The organism is Microcoleus sp. PH2017_12_PCY_D_A (assembly GCF_020738565.1).
GTDB lineage: Bacteria > Cyanobacteriota > Cyanobacteriia > Cyanobacteriales > Microcoleaceae > Microcoleus.
This window is the reverse complement of record NZ_JAEQCI010000021.1, coordinates 22,889-44,770: the sequence shown is the minus strand read 5'-3', so window position 1 is coordinate 44,770 and position 21,882 is coordinate 22,889. Positions and strand designations below refer to the sequence as shown.

Here is a 21,882-nt window from a genome sequence, read left to right as displayed (position 1 = left end):
GCGCAGGGCCTTGGGGATATATTCCGAGACTTACAGACAACTTTCATAGGTAGGGTGCGCAATGCGCACCTTACAGCTTCTCAGCTATTACGGGGATATATTCCGAGACTTACAGACAACTTCTATAGGTAGGGTGCGCAATGCGCACCTTACCGCTACACACAACTTTTATAAGTAGGGTGCGCAATGGGCACCTTACCACTTCTCAGCTATTACCTACTATCAATTACCATCAACCAAGTTTAAGTAGACATCGGCAATCTGCCAGAAGCAGCCCGCTGCATGGTACTAACTCGCAGGGAGTTAGGAAATATTCCTTGACCTTGAAGTTCCGGAATAGCAGGTTTAACTTCCACTTTCACCAACCGGGCAGTGCAGATAAAAACGGTTTGATCTACTAAATGAAAAGTCAACCAAGGTTGATTTAACAAATTCAGCACTTCTGCTTGAAATTCTTGTGCAGGCATCGGAACAGTAAAGGTTTCCGTGTGACCTTCTACATAATGAAATGTCACTTGAGTTGTGTTCTCTTTATCTTGAGTTACTTTGCCAAAGGAACCTGCGCGCATAAATATTGCTCCCCAATTTTTAGCTATGAAAAGACGGCGGTTGCAACCGCGTCTACACAAACGTAAGCGTTAGATAAAACGGCGGTTGAAACCGCCAGAAAGTTAGATAAGACGGCGGTTGAAACCGCGTCTACACAAACGAAGTCCAGATGGTGCGTGGACTGAAGAAAATAATGTAATTTTAACCGCCCGGCCTTCAACCCGCACTAGAAGGGTTTTGTTTCTATAGGCGCGGTTTCAACCGCCCGGTATTCTGGCATCGCACTCATTTTCTCTAAATCTAGAACTTTTGCCAAGTCTTCTGCATTCATTAAACCGCGTTCTAGCACAATTTGCCGCAAAGATTTGCCGGTTTCGAGAGATTCTTTGGCGACGGCGGCGGCGTTGAGATAGCCGATGTGAGTATTGAGGGCGGTAACGAGGGCGAGACTGCCTTCTGCGTAGGCGAGACATCGATCGCCCTTGGCTTCAATTTTGTCGAGGCATTTGGTTGTTAGGGCGCTGATGGTATTGCCCAAAATTTCGATGCTGTGAATGAGATTGTAGGCGATCAGGGGCATCATCACGTTCAATTCTAATTGTCCTGCTTGGGCACAAAGGGCGATCGCGCTATCGTAACCCATGACTTGAAAACAAACCATCGATGTCATTTCTGCCATTACCGGATTGTATTTCCCCGGCATAATTGACGAACCAGGTTGCACCGGAGGCAGTTGAATTTCCTTAAAACCAGTTTTCGGCCCCGAGTCCATCAAACGCAAGTCGTGGGACATTTTAACGCAATCCTGAGCGAGATTTCGGAGCGCGCCAGAGACATTTACAAACGGCGCCATACTCTGCATTGCTGCCATTAAATGCGGCGCTGGTTTTAGGGGTTTTCCGATTAACTCCGAAAGAATTTGAGCGACTTTTTCGCAGTATTCTGGGTGAGTATTTAAGCCCGTTCCCGCTGCGCTTCCCCCCAATCCCAAGGATGTTAAATCTCCCGATGCAGTTTCAATTCTGGCGGTATGTTCCCTGAGAATTTGTGCCCAGGCGCCGAAGGTTTCACCGAGTCGAACCGGGACGGCATCTTGCAGGTGAGTGCGGCCGGATTTAACGATATCGTGGAATTCTAAGGCTTTTTTGTTCAAGGATGCGATCGCCCCTGACAAAGCCGGAAACAAAGTTTTTTCCAAGGCCAACAATCCGCCGATCCGAATGGCAGTTGGAATCACATCATTAGTCGATTGACCGTAGTTTACATGATCGTTGGGACTAACGCGCTTGTAGTTACCTTTTTCATCGCCCATAATTTCCAAAGCGCGATTGGAAAGAACTTCATTGACATTCATGTGGTGAGAAGTTCCGGCGCCTGCTTGGTAGACATCAACGACAAATTGATCGCGCAAATTTCCTGCTAAAACTTCATCAGCAGCTTCGATCAGTGCAGCGCTGATATCTTCAGGAATGCAGCCGAGTTTACCGTTGACAATTGCGGCAGCTTTTTTAATTAAAACGCAAGCATCGATGTAAGTTGATAAAGGTTTGATACCGCTAATGGGAAAATTTTCAACGGCGCGCAGAGTTTGGATACCGTAGTAAACAGTAGATGGGATTTGTTTGTCTCCCATCGAGTCGCTTTCGGTGCGGTAGGTGATGGTTGGCTGTTGGGTCATATCGTCTGGTTTGTGATAATTAGAATTGCACAGAATTGTACAATTTTTTGGTAACACGGCGCTGCGGGTGTTTTGACTGTACCGCGCCCGCTGGCGGCTGTGCAGTAATGCGTAATTTGCGATCGCCTAAAATTATCTCACATCCGGGGGTTCCCTCTGCAATCAAGTTGGCGGTAAGGGCGATCGCACGCAGACAGCCTCAGTCAGCTATAATCCTACAAGTAAACAAATTTCAGTCTTACTGTTAAATTCCGATGAACAAACCAGCAAAAAGTTTCAAATACCCAATAAATCTTTTGACTATCGGCTTAAGTGCATTGATGATTTTTCCGACTTCTGTAAAAGCTATATCTAGCATTGTTTCCTCCCCAGTAAATTCTGAAAAACCTGTCATTTTAATGGCTAAGGTTCAGCAGCGAATTCAATTCAAAAAAGGTACTAATTCAGCCGAAATCAAAGGAGGAGTAGCGCGCGGTACTGTCAATACTTATTTGATTAAAGCTAAAAAAGGGCAAAGGATGAAGATTGAGATCCAATCTCTTGAAAAAAATGCTGTTTTTAACATCGTAGACCCCAATACAAAGACGATAGTTAAAGAATCAAAGAGCTGGTCTGGAGAATTGAGTCAAACAGGAGACTATCAAATAGCTATCGGCACAGAAAGAGGAGGTGCAAGTTACAGTATGTCAGTTTCGATCAAGTAAGGAATGAAAATTTCAAAACTTACACTTTGATGATTATTGTGGGATGGGCGTCCCGCCCGTACTAGCACGGGCGGGACGCCCATCCCACAAATTTGCTTAAGTTATTTAATTTTCATTCCTAAGTAACCACACAAAATTAATTACATAAAAACTCCTGTCTCGGCAATGGTTTCAGTTAGTTTTAGGGTGTATCGCACGAGAACAATTCCTAAATTTCATGCCCTATCTCATGGCGACGCACCTTACACATTGGGTGGACGAAACAAACCATACAATATAATTGTTAGTTTTGCTTATAAAAGGCTCAGTTTATAAGGTGCGTCGCTTTGAGATTGTCCATTTTTTTAGGAATTGTTAATGGATCCGCACCCTAGGGCTAATGTTGTATAAATGCCTGAAAATTGGTATTAAATCCTGACTTGTGGGATGGGCCCCAGAGCCCGTCCGAAAATTTGATTAAAAGGACTTTTGCAAGAAGTCTAAGGTGCGTCGCTTTGAGATTGTCCATTTTTTTTTAGGGATTGTTAATGGCGACGCACCCTACGGCTGTTGAACCGGGTAATTTTAGGGCCGAAAATATTCCCTTAAAAATTAAAACAAATAACCTATGCACCGTTCCGGTTCATGGTACCGTAACTGTTTAACCAGATTTCTGGAGTTTTGTAACAAAAATTCAAGTTTTGCATCCGGTAAAGTTGTTATATTTGGGTTGCAAAAACAATTTTGAAGCGGGCGCATTCTCAAATATTATGTCGCGTTACCAAACCGTAAATAACCTTTTTAGCCTCCAACAGGCATTGGAAGGAATAATTGTTGACGATTTAAAAAAGCTCAAAGCATTATTACCCGATCCTCGTAAATTAACCCGTAAAGCGGATCTTGTTGAGGGAATTAGATCGCAATTGCTGGGAAAGAACCTTCGGAATGTGTGGGCAAAATTAGATGACCTTCAAAAAGCGGCTGTAGCTGAGGTTATACATGGGGATGATGGTGTTTATTTTCCTGAGATATTTAGCGCCAAATACGGAGAACCAGCAAATTTTGGCACAAGCGATCGCTATGGAACTAACAGAGAACCATCAATGCTATGCTTGTTTATTTATGGCAGGCAGATACCCTACGATTTAGAAGAAGAATTGCTAAAATTTGTTCCACCACCCGAAGAAGCCACGTTAGATAATGTTGGTGAAACAGTACAAAATCAGGTTAAACTCCGCGTTCAAAGATATAACTATAGTACAGAAAAAAAGGAGACAGAAGAATACGAGATTCCCATGACTTCTTGTGAAACACAGTTGACTGCTACAAAGGATTTTGCAGCAGTTTTGCGTTTGATTCAGTCGGGAAAAGTTGCTGTTAGCGAGAAAACTGCTTTGCCTACTGCTGCAAGTGTAAAGGCGATCGCCTCTATATTGCAAGGTGGTGATTTTTATAATGAGGAACAGCGTCAAATTACCCTAGCCAAGGATAGCGACTATGATGATGAAGTATTCGCTGAAATCGGTAGCATCAAGCCCTTTGCTTGGATAATGATAGCGCAAGGGAGCAAGTTCGCGGAACGATCGGGCAAAAAGCTAGTTTTGACAAAAGCGGGACTGAAAGCTTTACAAGAATCACCCGCCAAAGGTTTGCAGACAGCATGGAAACGCTGGTTAAAGACCAAAATCTTTGATGAATTTCGCCGCATTGATGCGATCAAAGGACAAACTGGCAGGGGCGCAAGTGGGATGACGGATGTGACGTGGCGGAGAGATGCGATCGCCTCTGTGCTCGCAGAATGTCCTGTGGGTAAGTGGATTCTATTTCATGACTTTAGCAAATATCTAGTCGCAACGGGCCATAGGTTTGAGGTGACGGAGGAACCGTACTATCTGTATATTGGTGAAGCTGGGTATGGAAACTTATCAGAATTGAGTGGCTACAGTTGGCGGATTCTGGAAGAACGATATATGCGCTGTTTTTTGTTTGAGTATGCTGCTACTTTGGGCATAATTGATGTTGCATATGTCGATCCGTTGCTGATACCAAGTGATTATGACGATCTTTGGGGAACCGACAATCTGGAATTCCTGAGTCGTTATGATGGCTTAGTATATTTTCGTTTGACAGCTTTGGGGGCTTATTGTTTGGAGTTGACGGATAAGTATACTCCGCCAGCAATTGAGATCCGTCAAACGCTGCGGGTATTGCCGAATCTAGAAATTATTGCGGCGGGAGATGGTGTCGAGACATCTGATGCGATCGTCCTTGATGTCTATACTAAGAAAGTTTCGGATGTTGTGTGGCGTCTCGATCGCCCAAAAATCTTCGCAGCCATTGAAAACGGATATCCATTAGCAGAGTTTACAGAGTTTTTGGACGCAAGGAGTATTGAACCGCTGCCGCAAACTGTGCAACAATTTCTGACGGATGTTACAGAGCGATCGAATAGCGTGCAAGATGTAGGTACTGTCAGGTTGATCGAATGTACTACCGCCCATTTAGCATTGCTAATTGCTAATGATTCCCGTACTAAAAAATTCTGTCAGTTGGCGGGCGATCGCACTTTAGCGGTTCAATTGGGCCAGGAAACTAAATTTCGCACCGCCCTGCGGCAAGTCGGCTATGTCTTGCCGCAGTCGGATAAATAATACACCTGATATTATGAGTGTCAACAATCGCCCGAAAACTTTTGTATCTTTCGTTTATAGCCGAGGCAAGATCCCCCTAAATCCCCCTTAAAAAGGGGGACTTTGAGAAGCATCCTGTCCCCCCTCTTAGTAGGCAGGGCTGTTTCATTCTCTTGTAGTATTTGTATGATGCGTCGCTGGCGATAAATCCCTAAAAAAGATGTACAATCTCGATCGCGACGCACCTTTCACATAGACTGGATCAAACAAACCAAACATTTCTGTTCTACTAAACTTCTACCTTCTACTTTCTTCCTTCAATTATTCAATCCGTTACATCCGTTACAAAATCCGTTGCCGAACTTCCTATGACTTACGTTCCTGAAAATGCTTTAATCGTGCAAAGCGATCGCTCAATTTTACTCGAAGTTCACGCCCCTACAGCACAAAAGGCACGAGAAGCGATCGCACCCTTTGCCGAATTAATCAAAAGTCCCGAACACATCCACACCTATCGCATCACGCCCTTGAGTGTGTGGAATGCGCGGGCGGCGGGAATGTTAGTTGAATTGATGATCGCAGCTTTGCGAAAGTATGCTAAATATGACATTCCCGAATCTGTAGCGCAGGAAATTGAACTGCTGGGAACTCGCTACGGATTGACGGTAATTGAAAGGATTGATGCGGAAAATCCCGATTTACAACTGCGGATTGTCGATCGCCCGCTGACGGAGTTGCTAGTGCGGGACGATCGCGTAAAACCGCTGTTAGGTAAGCGGATTTCGGATCTTTGCTTTCAAGTTGATGCCGGGAATCGCGGTGTACTCAAACAAGCTTTGCTAGCAGTGGGTTATCCGGCGGAAGATTTGGCTGGATATGTCGAGGGTGCCGAGTTGGCGATTGCATTGCGCGATCGCACTTTAGGAAGCGACTTACCCTTTAATTTGCGCGCCTATCAAAAGGAAGCCGTAGAGGCATTCTATCAGGGAGGAGAGGTTAGAGGTGGCAGTGGAACGATCGTCCTACCGTGCGGGGCTGGTAAGACGATTGTGGGGATGATTGCGATGAGTTTGGTGCAGCAAAAGACGCTGATTCTCACCAGCAGTTTGACTTCGGTGCACCAGTGGCGCAGGGAAATATTGGACAAGACGAGTTTAACTGAAGATGCGATCGCCGAGTACAGCAGCAACAGCAAAAAAACGGCTTCTGTAACTCTCTCGACTTACCAAATGCTCAGTTATCGATCGACTAAAGATGATGAATTCCCGCATTTCGAGTTATTTAACGCGCAATCCTGGGGACTGATTATTTATGATGAAGTCCATCTACTACCCGCACCAATATTTCGGATTACCGCCGACTTACAAGCGCGACGCAGGTTAGGTTTGACGGCGACATTGATTCGCGAAGACGGGAAGGAAGGGGATGTTTTCACGCTAATTGGCCCGAAGCGCTACGACGTACCTTGGCGCGAATTGGAAGGACAGGGATTTATTGCTACAGCCAATTGTACCGAAATCCGCGTCGCCCAAAATGAGGCCGAAAAAATGGAATATGCCTTAGCGCCCCGCCGCAGCCAGTTTCGGATTGCTGCGGAAAATCCGGGTAAGTTGGATGTGGTGCAAAGTTTGTTGCAAAAGGAAGCGGGACACCGTATTTTAATTATTGGTGAGTTTCTGGAGCAGTTGGATGCGATCGCCCGAGTTACCGATTTGCCGCTGATTACGGGGAAGACAAAACAGGTTGAGCGCGATCGGCTGTACGAAGCATTCCGTCACAAAGAGATTCCCGGATTAATTCTATCTCGCGTGGGCAACTTTGCCGTCGATTTACCCGATGCCGATGTGTTGATTCAAGTATCGGGAAAATATGGTTCTCGCCAGGAAGAAGCGCAGCGCCTCGGACGAATTCTCCGCCCTAAATCTGACGGACATACTGCGAGTTTTTATACCTTAGTTTCGCTACAAACTTGTGAGGAGGATTTTGCCAGACACCGCCAACTGTTTCTGACTGAACAGGGCTACAGTTATACGATCGAGGTTCGAGGCGATGGTTAGTTGGCGGCATAATAGACATTTGACCAAATTTCAGATCGAAAAGGGCGATCGACTGCTGACCGTGCAAATTTGATATAATAGAACAGGTAAAGTGTGCAGTACGCACCCTACAAATACCCGATCGATGTGCAGGTAAAAATCAATGACACAAACACTCGATATCGAAAAAATATTATTAGAGAATCTGCGGATGCTTTCGACAGATAAACAGCAGGAAGTGCTCGATTTCGTGGAATTTCTAGTACAAAAAGGGGCACAAACACAACATTTATCAAGTGAAAGTTCCGAGTCTAGCAATTCGCCAACAGAACCACCGCCGCTCAAGCTATCCCTTACAGAAATTGCTAAGTTGCCGATCGCGGAACGCCATAAAATACTAGCACCATACATGGCTGTCACAGCCCAAGATTTTTTGACAGATCCCGAATTAACTGAATTTTCTGTACTCGACGGCGAAGACTATTTAGAAGACTATTTAATTGACACAGCTATTACTCGCAGTCACGATGCTTTTTTGAAAGGCTACGCACCCGAAGACGAAGGACTTTATGATGACACCGATCGAGGCTACAATTATCGCATTAAGTGAGGTTCAAAACAATCTTTAGTCGGCAATAAATCCCGCACACAAAAACCATTTAAAAAGAAGATACAAAAATCTGTATTTAAATGGTTATACCGCCGCATCACCGTTGTTACCTGCCGCTTGCATTTGTCGCAAAACTGCTGCTTGAATCTTGGCATCAAAATCAGGATCGTCTACAGTCGTAATAATTTCGCGCCGGCGCTTGCTTAGCCTATCCAGATACGCTCGAAAAGCCGTCTTATCCTCACGATGTCGAAGAAAGTGTTGCCTTAACTCCTCATCTGACATAGCACTATAGTTAACTTGACTCATCAGAATACTTCTCCATTCGGCGCAATTTGAAACTCCAGGTTCTCGGTATTTCCAGCCAAAACATACAGATTGTTTGTTCGCTCGTCAATGCAGACGAGATGTACGGGCTGAAGCATAATAAACGTTAGCCAATAGCTAAGACGATATAAACCTCTCAATTGAGCATCAGTAGGCATTTACTTTGTTCGCTTCACACACACCCTGATTCTAGCATATAGTTTTTGCTAATTTGAATTGTTTGATCGCCGCGATCGCCACTTGACGCTGTTATTGTCCGCGTCCTGGTTTGCAATCTGCAAAACCTAATGCTTCTGTGTCAAGGAAACTAGCGATCGCCATCTCAATGACTGCTTCGATCGGGTATTCAATTTCAGCAGCACGAGCAATTAGGGCAGCACGAATTCGTTCAGGAAAACGTCCTAAAATAACTTCAGCATCAGCGAGGGAAAGTTGCTCTTTAAGTTTGGCTTGCATGGCATTTACATCTCATTTGGAATTTGGACGTTGTAAGGGGGTTCAGCAGCTCTTAGAATGATGGCTTCTAGCTCCAATAGTAACGCAGGGTTCTCAAGCGTGAAAAATTGTCTGTATTGCAATCCGTATGTCTTCATCGCTATATTTATCGAGCCATGCCCACAAAAAAGCTTTGTGCCCACCACTGAAGCGACCTCGTAAGCTCTTGGTTTTACCGATGTAGAGCAATCCATCAGTTCTGTGCCCGATTGCATAAATGCCAGGACGCGCAGGAATGCTCTCAAACCCACGGGTCAAGGGTTGATATTGCTCAAAAGGAATGAAAGCAATCGCGTCTAGAATTCTTCGTGCTTGGATTTGTAGGTCAGAATCATTCGTTGGCATGAAGGCAAGAAGGCTGATTGCACAGAAATTATAATCCCACAAATTCTGTTACAACCATCATCCACTAGGGATGGTTTCCTGCGCGATGGCACAGAGAAGGCGATCGAGCCTGAGCTAATTTGAGCCTTGACCGTGCTTGTATTTTTCTAGGATCTTGGAAAGGGGCGATCGATCGGGTTTCACCTGTTGGTAAAAAATGTAACGTTCGCACTCACTGGACGCTAGTAACCTCTGCATCATAACCGATCAACTCTCTGCGGCCGGTGTGCATAGGCGTTGTTAGACACCATTTGAGCTAGATGGTGTTACAGTTGCATCATCTAGCATACGCATTAATAAACTTGCAAAACCTAGAATCTCAAAAGTTTTTATTGGATCAGAGGTATCCAAGAAACGATGGCTGAGTGGATTCTTAAAACTACCGATTGCGCCTCGGTACATAGAGTGTGCTGCCTCCTGTTCTGCATTTACTGAACTAAAAATTAGCTTTGGTTGTTGATTAGGATTCATAACCTTTGAAACCAGAGCAACTCCTACATCAGTTGGTGCTGCTGATGCACGATCTCGAATTTCTTCTTCGACAGTTTTCATCGCATTGAATATTGCATCATCATACTGTCCCAATTCAAACTGTTGCTGGCATCGCTGAATAATTTTTGGATGCAGAGAATTGATTGTGAATTTGAACCTAGTCTGGGGTTCAGGTATCATCTGACCTAACCTGCGCTGCAAGTCGTCAATTAGTTCTTCACTCGACATCGAATTTGCGCGATGCTTGTAGAGAGTATTTTCAAATGATGTTAGAACCTTTTCGTAAAGTTCCCCAACATACTGACGACGTAAAGCATAAGTAGCCAAATGAGCTGACCAGTAATTATACCAATCCCACAGGGATCTAAAAGAATTTGGATTGTCAACGTTGAAGCCTTCATTTTGTAGAAATTCCAGCTTCAAACTCACTTCCATATATAGCTGCTTATACTCATCATCTTTTTCCTGAATACGTGCTTCACCTGTTGCAACTGTCACCATAAGTGTTTGAAGTTCGTGAATTTTCTGCACAAGTTGTTCAAGTGATTGTGGTGTCATATAGAAAAATAATCTCTATTATTGATTAGTTATCAGTTTCGCGGTCTAACGATTTAGTTTAACTGCGCGCGATCTTTCTAGGATAGAAAGACTTTCTAATAGTGCTTCTACAACTTCTCTTTTTCGTCTCATATATTATTAATTATCCAGATAAATTTAAACAACTTACAGTTTCAGCAATACTCGTACTTGTATCTCTCTACTTGTACTTTATGTTAATAACAGTCTCCCCTTGGGACCCAACTCTAAAATTCACATTACAAGGAATACCTATTTCATTTAGGTTAGTACCAATATTTATACCTGCTTCTTTTGCAATTTTTATCTCTAACTCATCGACCCCGTTTTCTTTGCCGGATCTAATTATTTCCTTGATATTTTCAAGATCATTCCCCTGACTTAAAGTAGCAGCATCAATAACCTTCTGAGCTAGTGGTTCAATCAATAGTTTCCATATGTCATAACCAGGGATAAGGCTTCTCCAACCATGAGGAAAAGCAGATTTAAAGGCAATTGCAGCTATATCATTGTAATCAATTGAGACTTTCTTAGTCATCGCTTAATTTGCCTGAGCAATCTCTAGAACTTCGTTGTGATCCGCAGCAACTGCGTACACCTCCGCGTCAAATTCACCATCAAAATGCGTGTGAACCACTAGCTGAACACAAAACCAAGGACTGTAGATCGCAGTTGCGACGTACTCCCCCACAATGGGAATGCGGGCCAACTCTCGTTTTTCGTTGTTAGACCAACCCCGTTCCTGCGGGCTTCTAGTGTGAAAAACACTTTCATTGACATCACAAACTCCTTTGAGTTGCATAACAGTCTAGCTCAACCGAAGCAGCTACTGTGCACGCTTAGCTCTTTTCGCTATATAACCATAAAATACCGCAAATTGCTCATGTATGTCAATTTCTTCTTACTCCCGTCGGAATCTCCTGTTGCGGGTATAAAAGCAGAGCACATCGTGACTAGCTCCTTCCTGGACAACAGCGATCGACAAAGAACCTATCAAACACTGTAAAGCCCTTCGATCGACAATTGTTATGCTGAAACCAAGCATCTGTCCTTTCAGCACTATGCAACATAAATCATTAAAACGATCGAATTGGAAGTCTAAAATTGGGTGAATACTCGAGATCGCCCCTCAACTCCCGCAGCCCGTCCCAACCACAATACTTAACAAATACTTTACAAAAGTTACCATGTTGCCCAACGCGAGTTAGAGTTATCCTATAAAATCCAGCAATCCTGCGACAATAAACCTTCTCGTCACTCATCCACTGGTTCGATGACTCAAACCCAAAGCACCAAAACTACCACCGCAACTGCAATTTATTCCTTGACAATTGCTCCAGCCTGTGTATTGCGGGGTCAAAACGCTCTATCACAAGCCGGAGATGCGATCGCCCGTTTCGGAAAGCGGCCCCTAATCGTCGGCGGTAGCAACTCCCTAGCCGCCGCCCAACCATACCTGCAACCAATCCTCGAACAGCAGCAGTTAGAATCCGCCCACACAGCCTACGGCAAAGATTGCAGCGAAACCAGCCTCGAAACCCTCCGCGCAGCCGTCCAAACCCACAAAGCCGACTTCATCATCGGCGTCGGCGGCGGCAAAGCCTTGGATGCAGCCAAACTCCTCGCCCATCAGTGCAAAATGGCGATCGTCACCATACCCACATCAGCAGCAACCTGTGCCGCTTGGACAGCACTTTCTAACATTTATTCCGAACAAGGTGCATTCCAATACGATGTCACATTAGCCAGATGTCCCGATTTATTGATACTCGACTACGGCTTAATTCAAACAGCACCTGAGCGGACATTAGTAGCAGGAATTGGAGATGCGATCGCCAAATGGTACGAAGCATCAGTCAGCAGCGGACACTCGGAACAAACCATGATTATTTCCGCAGTCCAACAAGCTAGAATCCTGCGCGATATTTTATTCCAAAAATCAGCCGCCGCCCTCAAAGAACCCGGTAGCGAAACCTGGCAAGAAGTCACAGACGCCGCCGTATTGCTAGCAGGAGTAATCGGCGGCATCGGCGGAGCCCAATGTCGCACCGTCGCCGCCCACGCCGTCCACAACGGCCTAACTCATCTATTAGCAAGTCACGGCACATTGCACGGCGAAAAAGTTGCCTACGGCATTTTAGTGCAACTGCGGCTAGAAGAAATTCTGCAAAACAATCAACTCGCAGCCACCGCCAGACAGCAACTGCTAAAATTCTACGCCGAGATTGGATTGCCCCAAACTTTAGAGGACTTAGGACTCGGAGACGTTAGCCTAACAGAATTGCAGCGCGCCGCTCAAATAGCGTGCAATCCCAATTCCGACATCCACAGACTGCCATTTAAAGTCGTTCCCGAACAATTAATGGCGGCGATGGTTTCTACCACCGCACCTGTGGGAGAATTGAAAATCAAGAATTAAAACATTTTGTAGTAAGGTTTGTAAGTAAGGTTTGTAGTAAGGACTTTAGTCCTGTAAAGGCTGTGTTGGAAGGACTGAAATCCTGTTAGTGTCAACTTATCGTCACACCCGCTCTTAAAGCAGGGGTTGCAAACCCCTGCCTCAAAGAAGACAGTCCTCTAAAAGAGGACTGAGTAATTCATTAGTCCTCTTTTAGAGGACTTGGGATATTAGCCAGGGGTTTAAACCCCTGGCGGTATTTCGGGTTAATGTTGACACCAATGCTTCAGTCCTCACTACTAACTTGCGGACTGAAGTCCTGACTACGAACCAGGAAAACTGACAAGTGACAAAAAACAAATGACTTTGGATTGGATTAGCCCTGCTGACAGGTTGCAAAAACTACCGCCCTACGTATTTGCCCGTCTCGACGAACTCAAAGCCCGCGCCCGCGAACAAGGACTAGATTTAATAGACTTAGGAATGGGAAACCCCGACGGTGCGACTCCGCAACCGGTAGTAGAAGCCGCCATCGCAGCTATCCAAAATCCTGCAAATCACGGCTATCCGCCCTTTGAAGGAACTGCCAGTTTTCGCCGTACAATTACCAAATGGTACAGCCGCCGCTACAATGTCGAACTCGATCCAGAAGGCGAAGCATTACCTTTATTGGGTTCTAAAGAAGGTTTAGCGCATTTTGCGATCGCCTATATCAATCCCGGCGACTTAGTATTAGTACCGAGTCCCGCTTATCCGGTATTATTTCGCGGCCCGATTATCGCCGGTGCCAAAGTTCACAACATTATCCTCAAACCGGAAAATGACTGGGTAATTGACCTAGGTTCCATTCCCGACAGCGTAGCCGAACAAGCCAAAATACTCTACTTTAATTATCCCAGCAATCCGACCGGAGCAACGGCCCCCCGCGAATTTTATAAAGATATTGTGGCTTTCGCGCACAAACATCAAATCTTGCTGGTTCACGATTTGTGTTATGCGGAATTAGCCTTTGACGGCTATCAACCGACAAGTTTATTAGAAATTCCCGGCGGAAAAGAAATCGGCGTTGAATTTCACACCATGTCAAAAACCTACAATATGGCCGGCTGGCGAGTCGGTTTTGTAGTTGGAAACAGCCGGATAATTCAAGGTTTGCGCACTTTAAAAACTAACTTAGATTACGGCATATTTTCCGCCTTGCAAGCAGCAGCAGAAACAGGGCTGCAATTACCTGACAGTTACTTGCACGAAGTCCAGCAACGCTATCGCACTCGCCGCGATTTTATGGTTGAAGGATTGGCCGAATTGGGGTGGAATATTCCCAAACCTTTGGCTGCAATGTATCTTTGGGTTCCTTGCACTCCGGGCATGAGTTCGACTGATTTTGCGCTGAATGTTTTGCAGCAAACGGGTGTTGTTGTTACTCCTGGTAATGCTTTCGGCCCTGGCGGCGAAGGATATGTTAGGGTTAGTTTGATTGCAGATTGCGATCGACTGGGAGAAGCTTTGCGCCGCTTGAAACAAGCAAACATTCGCTATCAATAGTCAATAGTCATTAGTCATTGGTCATCAGTCATATTATGTCCGGTCAATTACTCCTAATAAGATTGGTTTGTAGTGAGGACTTTAGTCCGCATCCATGACTAGGACTAAAGTCCTCACTACAAACCGTACAAATGACTCATGATTATAATGTTTTAATTTTCTCGATAGTCAGGATTCATAGGATGTTCGGTCAATTACTTTTAATAAGATTGGTTGGTAGTGAGGACTTTAGTCCTGATAATTCAGAGGACTAAAGTCCTCACTACAAACCGTACAGATTACTAATGACTATAACGTTTTAATTTGTTCGATCGCCCAATTAAACGTTTCCATAACTTGCTGGAGGGCAAATTCGTCTTCCAAAGTAGATAAAGCCAGACTCGGCGACCTTCTCTCGCCCGGTTCAGTAGGTAGCGAGAGACCGATCGAACTCAGTTTACTTCTCAATTCCAGCCAATTTGGTTCAGCATTAAATGGCGGTTGGGAACCGTAATTGTCAGCAGAAATCTCCATTCTGCCAGCAATATCTACAGTGAATAAATGATATGGTTTTCTGCCCCTGTGATGCAATTGAGCCGCGAAACCACCGTAGGTGTCCCCCGTTCCCCAATGGATTTGAATTTCGGGTTCTTGACTTTTTGCCCAAAGGTATATGGATCTTGCCATTTGCGCCTCGTCCGCGCCTTGTCTGGCTTTGATTTCCGCAAAAAATGACGATTCATCCCAGCGCCTTCTTTCGCGCATTGCGTTCGATTTTTTCTGCTGTGCTTCGGCTGTCTGACCGATCACTCTGGGAACCAAGGTTCTCAAACCGTCCTCACTTACATACTGCTTAATTTCCAGGGCCAAAACTTCAACCGGGTCCATTTGTTCGTTGAGAAATTCCACAACTCGGCGCATTTCAGCGGAAATCTCGTCTGCTACAAATACTAAGCGAATTTTACCGGCTTGCAAATTAGTTTTAACTTTCTGCCAAAATAAATCTTCATTAGCATCCGCACCGAGAAACTCTTCAAAAATCTGTTCGGGATCGCGGCCCCGATCGCGACAATTGGCTTCAAACAGAGCAATAATTGAATCGATCGGCCAATAAACCAACGCATTAGCAGCATAGTCGATCGACTGACCTAAAACTTTTTGCCGGAGTCCAGTATTAGAAGTGCGTCTGACATCCACCAAAGTAGGAACTGCATTTTGGTCGAGAAACAAGTGATCCAGCGACCACTGGACGGCAGTTTCCTCATCGGTGGGCACTGATTCCCGTGAAATTAACAGCCACTTCCGCGCCGTCGCGCGATCGATTTGATCTCCGGCAATCAGATTAGGATAAGTTACAAGCAAGTCTTGTAACTGGTCTTCCGAGTCGTAGGGCTGTTCCATCATTTCTACCAGCCTGTCGTCGTCCTGAATCAGATAAATACCTCCAGCCATGCACATCCACCTACTTGATTTTAGATTTTAGATTTTAGATTTTAGATTTTAGAATTCAGGCCTATATCATGTCCGGTCGATTACCAGTAATAAAAAGGTTCGTAGTGCGTCCTGGTGTCCGCTCCCTAAATGCGGACTAAAGTCCACACTACGAACCTGACTTATCGCGATCGCTCGACAGGACACGATATTAGTCATTGGTCATTGGTCATTGGTCATTGGTCATTGGTCATTGGTCATTGGTCATTAGTAATCAGTCTTGGGTTAATGACTTCAAAAAGCGCAAGGCATTAGTCATTGAGCATTTTTCATACTTAAAGAATTAAAGAATAATTTTGAATTCAATAATTTTTCTTGTTTGTCAATTCTACAAAAAACTCCTTCTGACCGATGACTAATGACCAATGATCTGTTTGACCAATGACTAATGACTGGTGACTAATGACTAAGAGAACCACTAAATACTTGCTGTGCCGGCCCCGTCATGTAAATCCGCCCAGAAACTTCAGCCCATTCGATTTCCAAAACGCCACCGGGAAGTTCAACAGCAGTTGTCCGATCGCACTTTCCGACCAACACCCCAGCCACCACAGCAGCACAAGCACCAGTCCCACAAGCTAGAGTAACACCTGCGCCTCTTTCCCACACCCGCATTTTTACGTAGTCCCGTCGCATAACTTGAATAAATTCGGTATTTGTACGCTGCGGGAAAGCTGGGTGGTGTTCAAATTGAGGGCCGACAGTTTCCAAAGCCACAGCCGAAACATCGTCTACAAAGGTAATGCAGTGAGGATTTCCCATGCTGACGCAGGTAACAGACCAAGATTTACCGGCAACTTCGATCGGCACATCTATCACTTTGACATCCGGTGTCGCCAAAGTTGTCGGAATTTCCGCAGCCAGCAGCCGGGGAAGTCCCATATCCACCTTAACCTGACCGTCCGATCGCAATTCGGGGCTAATCACACCCGCCAGAGTGTGGATGCGATACTCAGTTTTTGCCTTCTCACCTTCCAAATCGGCGATAAACTTAGCCAAACAGCGAATCCCGTTGCCGCACATTTCCGGTTCCGAACCGTCGGAGTTAAAAATCCGCATCGTATAGTCCGTACCGTTTTGACCGGGAAGAGCAAAGATTGCGCCGTCTGCGCCGATCCCAAAATGTCGATCGCACATGGACACAGCTTGTTCTGGCGTTAAAACTGGTTCTGAGGAGTGGCGGTTGTCAATCAGAATAAAATCATTGCCCAGTCCGTGATACTTCGCAAACTCGATCGGCATAAAAACAAACCTCTGTTGATAGTTGACAGTTGACAGTTGACAGTTGACAGCATACAGGTTGACAGTTGACAGTTGACAGCATACAGGTTGACAGTTGATAGTTGATAGCAAAAAATGACCAATGACTAATGACCAATGACTAATGACTAATGACTAATGACTAAATTACCCATTTCCCACTATGTCAGAATTTGAGACCGGATTGCCCAGCGTTCGCTTAATACAAAGCTACATCAAAGACAAAAAACAGGTAGAAATCAAACTCATGACCGGTGACTTGCTAGCCGGCAGAATTTTTTGGCAGGATCATAACTGCATTTGCCTCTTAGATCCCTCAGAAACACAAATTCTGATCTCGCGATCGGCAATTGCTTATCTCAAACCCAACGCCTGAGAGTGGGGCATGGGGCATGGGGCATGGGGCATGGGGCACGGGGCATTGTTGACTGTTGACTGTCAACTGCCCACTGCTTTCCTGCCCGATGACCTGTTTGGTCGATGACCTGGGAAGGCCCATGACCTGGGAAGGCCCGATGCCCGATGCCCCATGCCCCATGCCCGCTAACTAATCGCTAAATAGCTTTTCGCTGACTTGGGCGGTGACAAAAGGCAGCTTTAACGCAGGTTGCGGCACCGGAGGCGAGGCCGTCCGCTGCATCAAACCGAGCTCGTAGAAGCCCCCGCACAGCAGCAAACGATCGCCCTCTTGCAAATCGGTAGTTCCGTCAGGCCAGCGAGTAAACTTCCCTTCCCGGCGGATCGCCCGCACCTGCACCCCGTACTGAGTCAGCAAATCTACCTCTGACAGTTTTTGATTCACCCAAGGGCTGTTTGCTGGCAGCCTCAGCCACTGACAAGAACTGTCGCCCTCGGGGACTGCAACTTCGCCCTTCGCCAGCAACTCAAAACTGATCAATTCTTCCGGTTCACCGACTACCAAAAGTCGATCGCCCGACTCCAAAGCAGCCTTCCCGTTAGGATAATCAATTTCCTCGCCATCTTCGCGGACGATCGCCATCACGCTGACCCCTGTCAACTGCCGCAAGTTAGTTTCTTCCAGAGTCATCCCAGCGATGGGAGAACCCGACGGCAAATTGTACCACTCGCTGTTCATATCTCGAACCGCCACTTTCAAATCCCGCGAAACCGCCAAAGGTTCCCGCGCTGGGCGCAATTCCAGATAGCGGCTGCTGCGAATTTGCTGGACTTCCCGCCCAATTGCCATTGCTGACAAACCCATCCCAGCCAGCAAGTGGGCCGACAGTTCTAAACTAGCCTCAAACTCCGGCTGCACAACTTCCCAAGCCCCGAGTTGGTAAAGCAATTCAATATCTTTATCTTTGTTTGCCCGCACCACAATATCCAAATCCGGGACTAATTCTAAAGCCCGTTTCAGACACAAGCGAGTGCTCATGGGATCGGGAAGAGTAATCGCCATTGATGCGGCCCGTTCCACCCCGGCGGCTTCCAATACGTGCAAGCTGGCAGCATTCCCGTAAATGTAAGGAATTCCTGACACTCTGCACTCTTGAATTCTGCTTTCCGACTCGTCGATTACCACCATTGAACAGTTGCGACTTTGCAGCATTTTGACTAAATTTCTGCCAACTCGCCCGTAGCCGCAAATCACCACATGATTTTGTTCCGGCAAAGTTTCAGCTATTTCGACAGGTTGAGATGTTTCGTCAAAATAGCGCTGAATCGGCCCGAAATTTTCCGCCCACTTGAATAACTGCGGCACGCTTCTCAATACAAACGGCGTCAGCACAAGGGTGACTGCTGTCGTTCCTAAAATTAATAGGTAAACGTTTCGCGAAACCAGTCCCATAGCTTGGCCGGAACTAGCGAGCACAAAGGAGAATTCTCCGATTTGAGCTAAGCCCAAACCTGCGATTAATGCTGTTTTTAGGGGATAGCCAAATAATCGGACGATCGGCGTTACAATCAAAAATTTGCCGACAAATACTAAAAATACGAGTCCCAGGATTAATTCTAGATGGTTCCAGAGAAAAAACGGGTCGATTAACATTCCGATGGTAACAAAAAATAAGGATGCAAAAATATCTCGCAAAGGCTCTACATAAGTTAGAGTTTGGTCAGCATATTCCACCTCCGAAATCATTAAACCCGCCACAAATGCGCCCATCTCGATCGAGAAACCCAAATATTCTGTCAGCAGCGCAATGCTTAAAGCCAAAACCACAACTCCCAGCAAAAACAGTTCCCGGCTTTCTGTTTTCGCGAGGTAGCGCAGCAACTGCGGTACGATCCAAATGCCCGCGGCGACTGCACCGGCAGCAAATAAGCCGATCCGCACCAGGGCCCAGACTACCGTCATGCCGATCGCCTCTGCGGGCTGATTGAGGGCCGGCAAAACAGCCAGCATGAGCCCCAAGGCCAAATCTTGGACTACCAAGATTCCCAGCATGACTTGCCCGTGGGAAGTACCGCCTTCATTGCGTTCCATCAAGCATTTGAGTACAACCGCCGTCGAAGAAAGCGACAGGATCGCCCCTAAAAACACCCCTTGGGCGGGCGAGTCTACCCAGCCTACGCCCAAGGAAATTGCAGTAGTAATGGCGATCGTCAGCACAATTTGCAAGCCCCCACCGCCCAGACTAATTGCTTTAACTCGATTTAGTTCGGCGAATGAAAACTCTACTCCCAAAGCAAACAACAGAAAAGCAACGCCAAATTCAGCCAGGGTGTCTACCTGAATTAATTCTTTAATCAGCCCCAAACCGGCCGGCCCAACTACGATCCCTCCCAGAAGGTATCCGAGAATTACCGGCTGTCGCAACAGCGATGCAAATAGTCCTCCTGCTGCGGCAGCAGCGAGAACTAGAACTAAGTCAACAATCAGTCGGAAGTCTTCTTGCACAACTTTATGAAAAAAGTGTAAAGTTATATTATAGTGTTTATTGTGTTGACTATGTTGGGGGCGTTGACTATAGTTGAGTAGCAAGCCCAACTGCCACTCTCGAACAAGGTATTTTCTCATGACAAAGGGTTCAACTCCTCACAAAAAGCTTAATCTCTTGCAAGTTTATCGAGGGATTGCGGCTTTATTGGTGGTAATGTTTCACGTCAACCAGATGAGCACCGAAAGATTAAATCAAGTTACTTTTTTTAATTTATTTCAGGCTGGGTGGAGCGGTGTTGATTACTTTTTTGTATTGAGCGGTTTTATCATGGTGTACGTTCACCGATCGGCGATCGGCAAAAAAGACCAGTTAAAATCATTTTTAGTCAAGCGCTGCGTGCGAATTTACCCGATCTACTGGATAATTACTCTGACAGTTTTGTGTTTCTTTTTAGTAATTCCCGGTTTTGCTAACAATCAAGATTTAACTCTGAACAAGATAATTCTATCGCTGCTCTTGATTCCTCAAAAAAACAAGCCAATTCTGGATGTAGGTTGGACGTTAGTTTACGAAATATATTTTTACGTATTGTTCAGCATAGCTATCTGGCTAAAGCCTAAACAGTCTTTGCCTCTACTGTCGGCTTGGCTATTTGTGACGATGCTACATTTTTGGAAAATAGATATAATAGTAAAAATTACCGACGCTTTTTTCTTGCTGGATCTAATATTTGGAAATATGAATCTAGAATTTGTTTTGGGCGGCTTGGCTGCGTATATCGTGCTTAAATATAACAAGAAAATCACCAATTACAGATGGATATTATTTGGGATAGCAAATTTAGGATATGTGATTTTAGCGCTGCTGGTGGCTTGGGGCAACATTGAGTTCGAGCGCATCAATACTTTTGCAGTGCTGGCAGCTTTATTAATAATTGGTTCTACCTCGATCGACCTCAAGGATTCTCCGAGAATTCCTTATTTTTTAATCTTCTTGGGCGATGCCTCCTATTCAATATTTCTGATCCACAGTCCGGTGATATCAGCGGCTACAAAAATTGTGCAAAAGGCAAATTTAGGAAAATATTTCGACGGTTTCTTTGCCCCGGCTCTAGTGGCATTGTTGGCCGTAGTTGTCGGCTGCCTATTCTACTCTTTGATCGAAAAACCTTTGACAGTTTATCTGCGGAAAAATGTTGTTGAAAAAATGTTTCTTCCGAAGGCACAAGCAAGCTAATTGTATGGTGCGGATCGGTGAGATGTGCGGTGCGATCGAGCTTAAATAGGGTTCCATTAAATCCGATCCCCCCTAGCCCCCCTTAGGTCGGGGGGGACCGGAAGTGCTTTCAAAGTCCCCCTTCTTAAGGGGGATTTAGGGGGATCTAGACAGGAGTAAAAGCGGTTGCAACCACCGATTCCAATTCTTGAAAAATTTTGTAACTACCGCAAACTACTTCGATACAAATATCCCCTTCTAGCCGAAAGTAGAACATAGCCGAAGAACCTGTCTCAACCAAACCAGCTTGATTTTGAAAAGGATAAGACAAAGCAGATAAAATTTGACTTTTATCTTCTGTCAATTGTCTTAATTCTGCGTTACCTACCCAGAAGCAAGACTCTTCTGAGTCGGAGTTGACAGGTTGAGAAATTACCTGATGCACGAGTTGATAGAATTCGATCGAAGTGTCATAAATCCCGATTCCGAATGTAAAGTCTAAACGCAAGGTTAAAGGTTGGGGGATGAGAGAAATGCCTGTAAGGTCGGCACTTTTCAAGTCTTCTATGCAAAAATGTTTGAGAGGGCGATCGGCTGTAGCAGTCATATGTCTAAGGGCGTATCTGTGAGATTTGCGATCGAATTAACGAATTACAGGCCGCGACGCACCAACAGAAAAGAGTAAAGA

22 protein-coding genes are annotated in these 21,882 nt (G+C 45.5%); 8 read left to right on the top strand and 14 right to left on the bottom strand.

The genetic code is table 11. The features are described from left to right. Window positions 1–242: 242 nt before the first annotated feature. On the bottom strand, window positions 243–569 hold the full coding sequence (locus tag JGK39_RS05665) for a hypothetical protein (protein WP_293247642.1): 327 nt from the start codon (window positions 567–569) through the stop codon (window positions 243–245). Between the two features lie 206 nt (window positions 570–775). After that, a complete protein-coding gene (locus tag JGK39_RS05660; RefSeq protein ID WP_293247645.1) occupies window positions 776–2,227 on the bottom strand; it encodes an aspartate ammonia-lyase in 1,452 nt (483 codons plus the stop codon). Window positions 2,228–2,481: 254 nt separating this feature from the next. On the opposite strand from JGK39_RS05660, the gene JGK39_RS05655 reads away from it, so the two are divergent. The 4 genes from JGK39_RS05655 to JGK39_RS05640 all read left to right on the top strand — a co-directional run bounded on the left by JGK39_RS05655 (window position 2,482) and on the right by JGK39_RS05640 (window position 8,186). After that, a complete protein-coding gene (locus JGK39_RS05655) occupies window positions 2,482–2,931 on the top strand; it encodes a hypothetical protein (RefSeq protein WP_293247648.1) in 450 nt (149 codons plus the stop codon). A 749-nt stretch (window positions 2,932–3,680) separates the two neighbouring features. Next, window positions 3,681–5,561, top strand: coding sequence for a hypothetical protein (locus tag JGK39_RS05650; protein ID WP_293247651.1), 1,881 nt, complete (start codon window positions 3,681–3,683; stop codon window positions 5,559–5,561). Window positions 5,562–5,908: 347 nt separating this feature from the next. Further along, entirely contained in the window at window positions 5,909–7,597 is a 1,689-nt protein-coding gene (locus JGK39_RS05645; protein WP_293295628.1) for a DNA repair helicase XPB, read from the top strand. A gap of 142 nt (window positions 7,598–7,739) precedes the next feature. Next, window positions 7,740–8,186 carry a hypothetical protein gene (locus JGK39_RS05640; protein WP_293295630.1) on the top strand — a complete coding sequence of 149 codons (447 nt, stop codon included), beginning with the start codon at window positions 7,740–7,742 and terminating at the stop codon, window positions 8,184–8,186. Between the two features lie 84 nt (window positions 8,187–8,270). On the opposite strand, the gene JGK39_RS05635 is transcribed toward JGK39_RS05640, so the two are convergent. From JGK39_RS05635 to JGK39_RS05600, 8 genes are all read right to left on the bottom strand, one after another. Further along, window positions 8,271–8,495 carry a hypothetical protein gene (locus JGK39_RS05635; RefSeq protein ID WP_293295632.1) on the bottom strand — a complete coding sequence of 75 codons (225 nt, stop codon included), beginning with the start codon at window positions 8,493–8,495 and terminating at the stop codon, window positions 8,271–8,273. Beyond that, entirely contained in the window at window positions 8,495–8,671 is a 177-nt protein-coding gene (locus tag JGK39_RS05630; RefSeq protein ID WP_293295634.1) for a hypothetical protein, read from the bottom strand. Before JGK39_RS05630 ends, JGK39_RS05635 begins: the two co-directional genes overlap by 1 nt. A 91-nt stretch (window positions 8,672–8,762) precedes the next feature. After that, entirely contained in the window at window positions 8,763–8,969 is a 207-nt protein-coding gene (locus JGK39_RS05625) for a hypothetical protein (RefSeq protein ID WP_293295636.1), read from the bottom strand. Window positions 8,970–9,062: 93 nt separating this feature from the next. Further along, complete coding sequence (locus JGK39_RS05620) at window positions 9,063–9,353, bottom strand: GIY-YIG nuclease family protein (RefSeq protein ID WP_293295647.1); 291 nt, start codon at window positions 9,351–9,353, stop codon at window positions 9,063–9,065. A 114-nt stretch (window positions 9,354–9,467) separates the two neighbouring features. Then, complete coding sequence (locus tag JGK39_RS05615) at window positions 9,468–9,593, bottom strand: hypothetical protein (protein ID WP_293295638.1); 126 nt, start codon at window positions 9,591–9,593, stop codon at window positions 9,468–9,470. 39 nt (window positions 9,594–9,632) lie between these two features. Further along, window positions 9,633–10,442 (bottom strand): TIGR02391 family protein, encoded by an 810-nt coding sequence (locus tag JGK39_RS05610; protein ID WP_293295640.1) that lies wholly within the window; start codon window positions 10,440–10,442, stop codon window positions 9,633–9,635. Between the two features lie 199 nt (window positions 10,443–10,641). After that, the gene (locus JGK39_RS05605) at window positions 10,642–10,998 is read right to left on the bottom strand and encodes a hypothetical protein (protein WP_293295642.1); all 357 of its coding nucleotides are present in this window, start codon (window positions 10,996–10,998) and stop codon (window positions 10,642–10,644) included. A 3-nt stretch (window positions 10,999–11,001) separates the two neighbouring features. After that, a complete protein-coding gene (locus tag JGK39_RS05600; RefSeq protein WP_293295643.1) occupies window positions 11,002–11,262 on the bottom strand; it encodes a hypothetical protein in 261 nt (86 codons plus the stop codon). Between the two features lie 471 nt (window positions 11,263–11,733). On the opposite strand from JGK39_RS05600, the gene JGK39_RS05595 reads away from it, so the two are divergent. Beyond that, complete coding sequence (locus tag JGK39_RS05595) at window positions 11,734–12,879, top strand: iron-containing alcohol dehydrogenase family protein (RefSeq protein WP_293247669.1); 1,146 nt, start codon at window positions 11,734–11,736, stop codon at window positions 12,877–12,879. Window positions 12,880–13,218: 339 nt separating this feature from the next. Next, on the top strand, window positions 13,219–14,403 hold the full coding sequence (locus JGK39_RS05590) for an aspartate aminotransferase (protein WP_293247672.1): 1,185 nt from the start codon (window positions 13,219–13,221) through the stop codon (window positions 14,401–14,403). Between the two features lie 288 nt (window positions 14,404–14,691). Here the strand turns inward: JGK39_RS05590 and JGK39_RS05585 are convergent, their stop codons facing one another. Both JGK39_RS05585 and dapF read right to left on the bottom strand, forming a co-directional pair. Beyond that, window positions 14,692–15,834 (bottom strand): hypothetical protein, encoded by a 1,143-nt coding sequence (locus JGK39_RS05585; RefSeq protein ID WP_293247675.1) that lies wholly within the window; start codon window positions 15,832–15,834, stop codon window positions 14,692–14,694. A gap of 438 nt (window positions 15,835–16,272) precedes the next feature. After that, the gene (gene dapF, locus JGK39_RS05580) at window positions 16,273–17,115 is read right to left on the bottom strand and encodes a diaminopimelate epimerase (RefSeq protein WP_293247678.1); all 843 of its coding nucleotides are present in this window, start codon (window positions 17,113–17,115) and stop codon (window positions 16,273–16,275) included. A gap of 181 nt (window positions 17,116–17,296) precedes the next feature. Here dapF and JGK39_RS05575 point away from each other — a divergent pair, with 181 nt between their 5' ends. Beyond that, a complete protein-coding gene (locus JGK39_RS05575) occupies window positions 17,297–17,509 on the top strand; it encodes an RNA-binding protein hfq (RefSeq protein ID WP_293247681.1) in 213 nt (70 codons plus the stop codon). A gap of 171 nt (window positions 17,510–17,680) precedes the next feature. Here the strand turns inward: JGK39_RS05575 and JGK39_RS05570 are convergent, their stop codons facing one another. Continuing rightward, a complete protein-coding gene (locus tag JGK39_RS05570) occupies window positions 17,681–19,996 on the bottom strand; it encodes a cation:proton antiporter (protein ID WP_293247684.1) in 2,316 nt (771 codons plus the stop codon). A 118-nt stretch (window positions 19,997–20,114) separates the two neighbouring features. Here JGK39_RS05570 and JGK39_RS05565 point away from each other — a divergent pair, with 118 nt between their 5' ends. Then, window positions 20,115–21,215: an acyltransferase gene (locus tag JGK39_RS05565; protein ID WP_293247687.1), complete on the top strand. Its 1,101-nt coding sequence runs from the start codon at window positions 20,115–20,117 to the stop codon at window positions 21,213–21,215. Between the two features lie 145 nt (window positions 21,216–21,360). Here JGK39_RS05565 and JGK39_RS05560 read toward each other — a convergent pair whose 3' ends face one another. Next, complete coding sequence (locus tag JGK39_RS05560) at window positions 21,361–21,801, bottom strand: hypothetical protein (protein WP_293247690.1); 441 nt, start codon at window positions 21,799–21,801, stop codon at window positions 21,361–21,363. Window positions 21,802–21,882 lie beyond the last annotated feature (81 nt).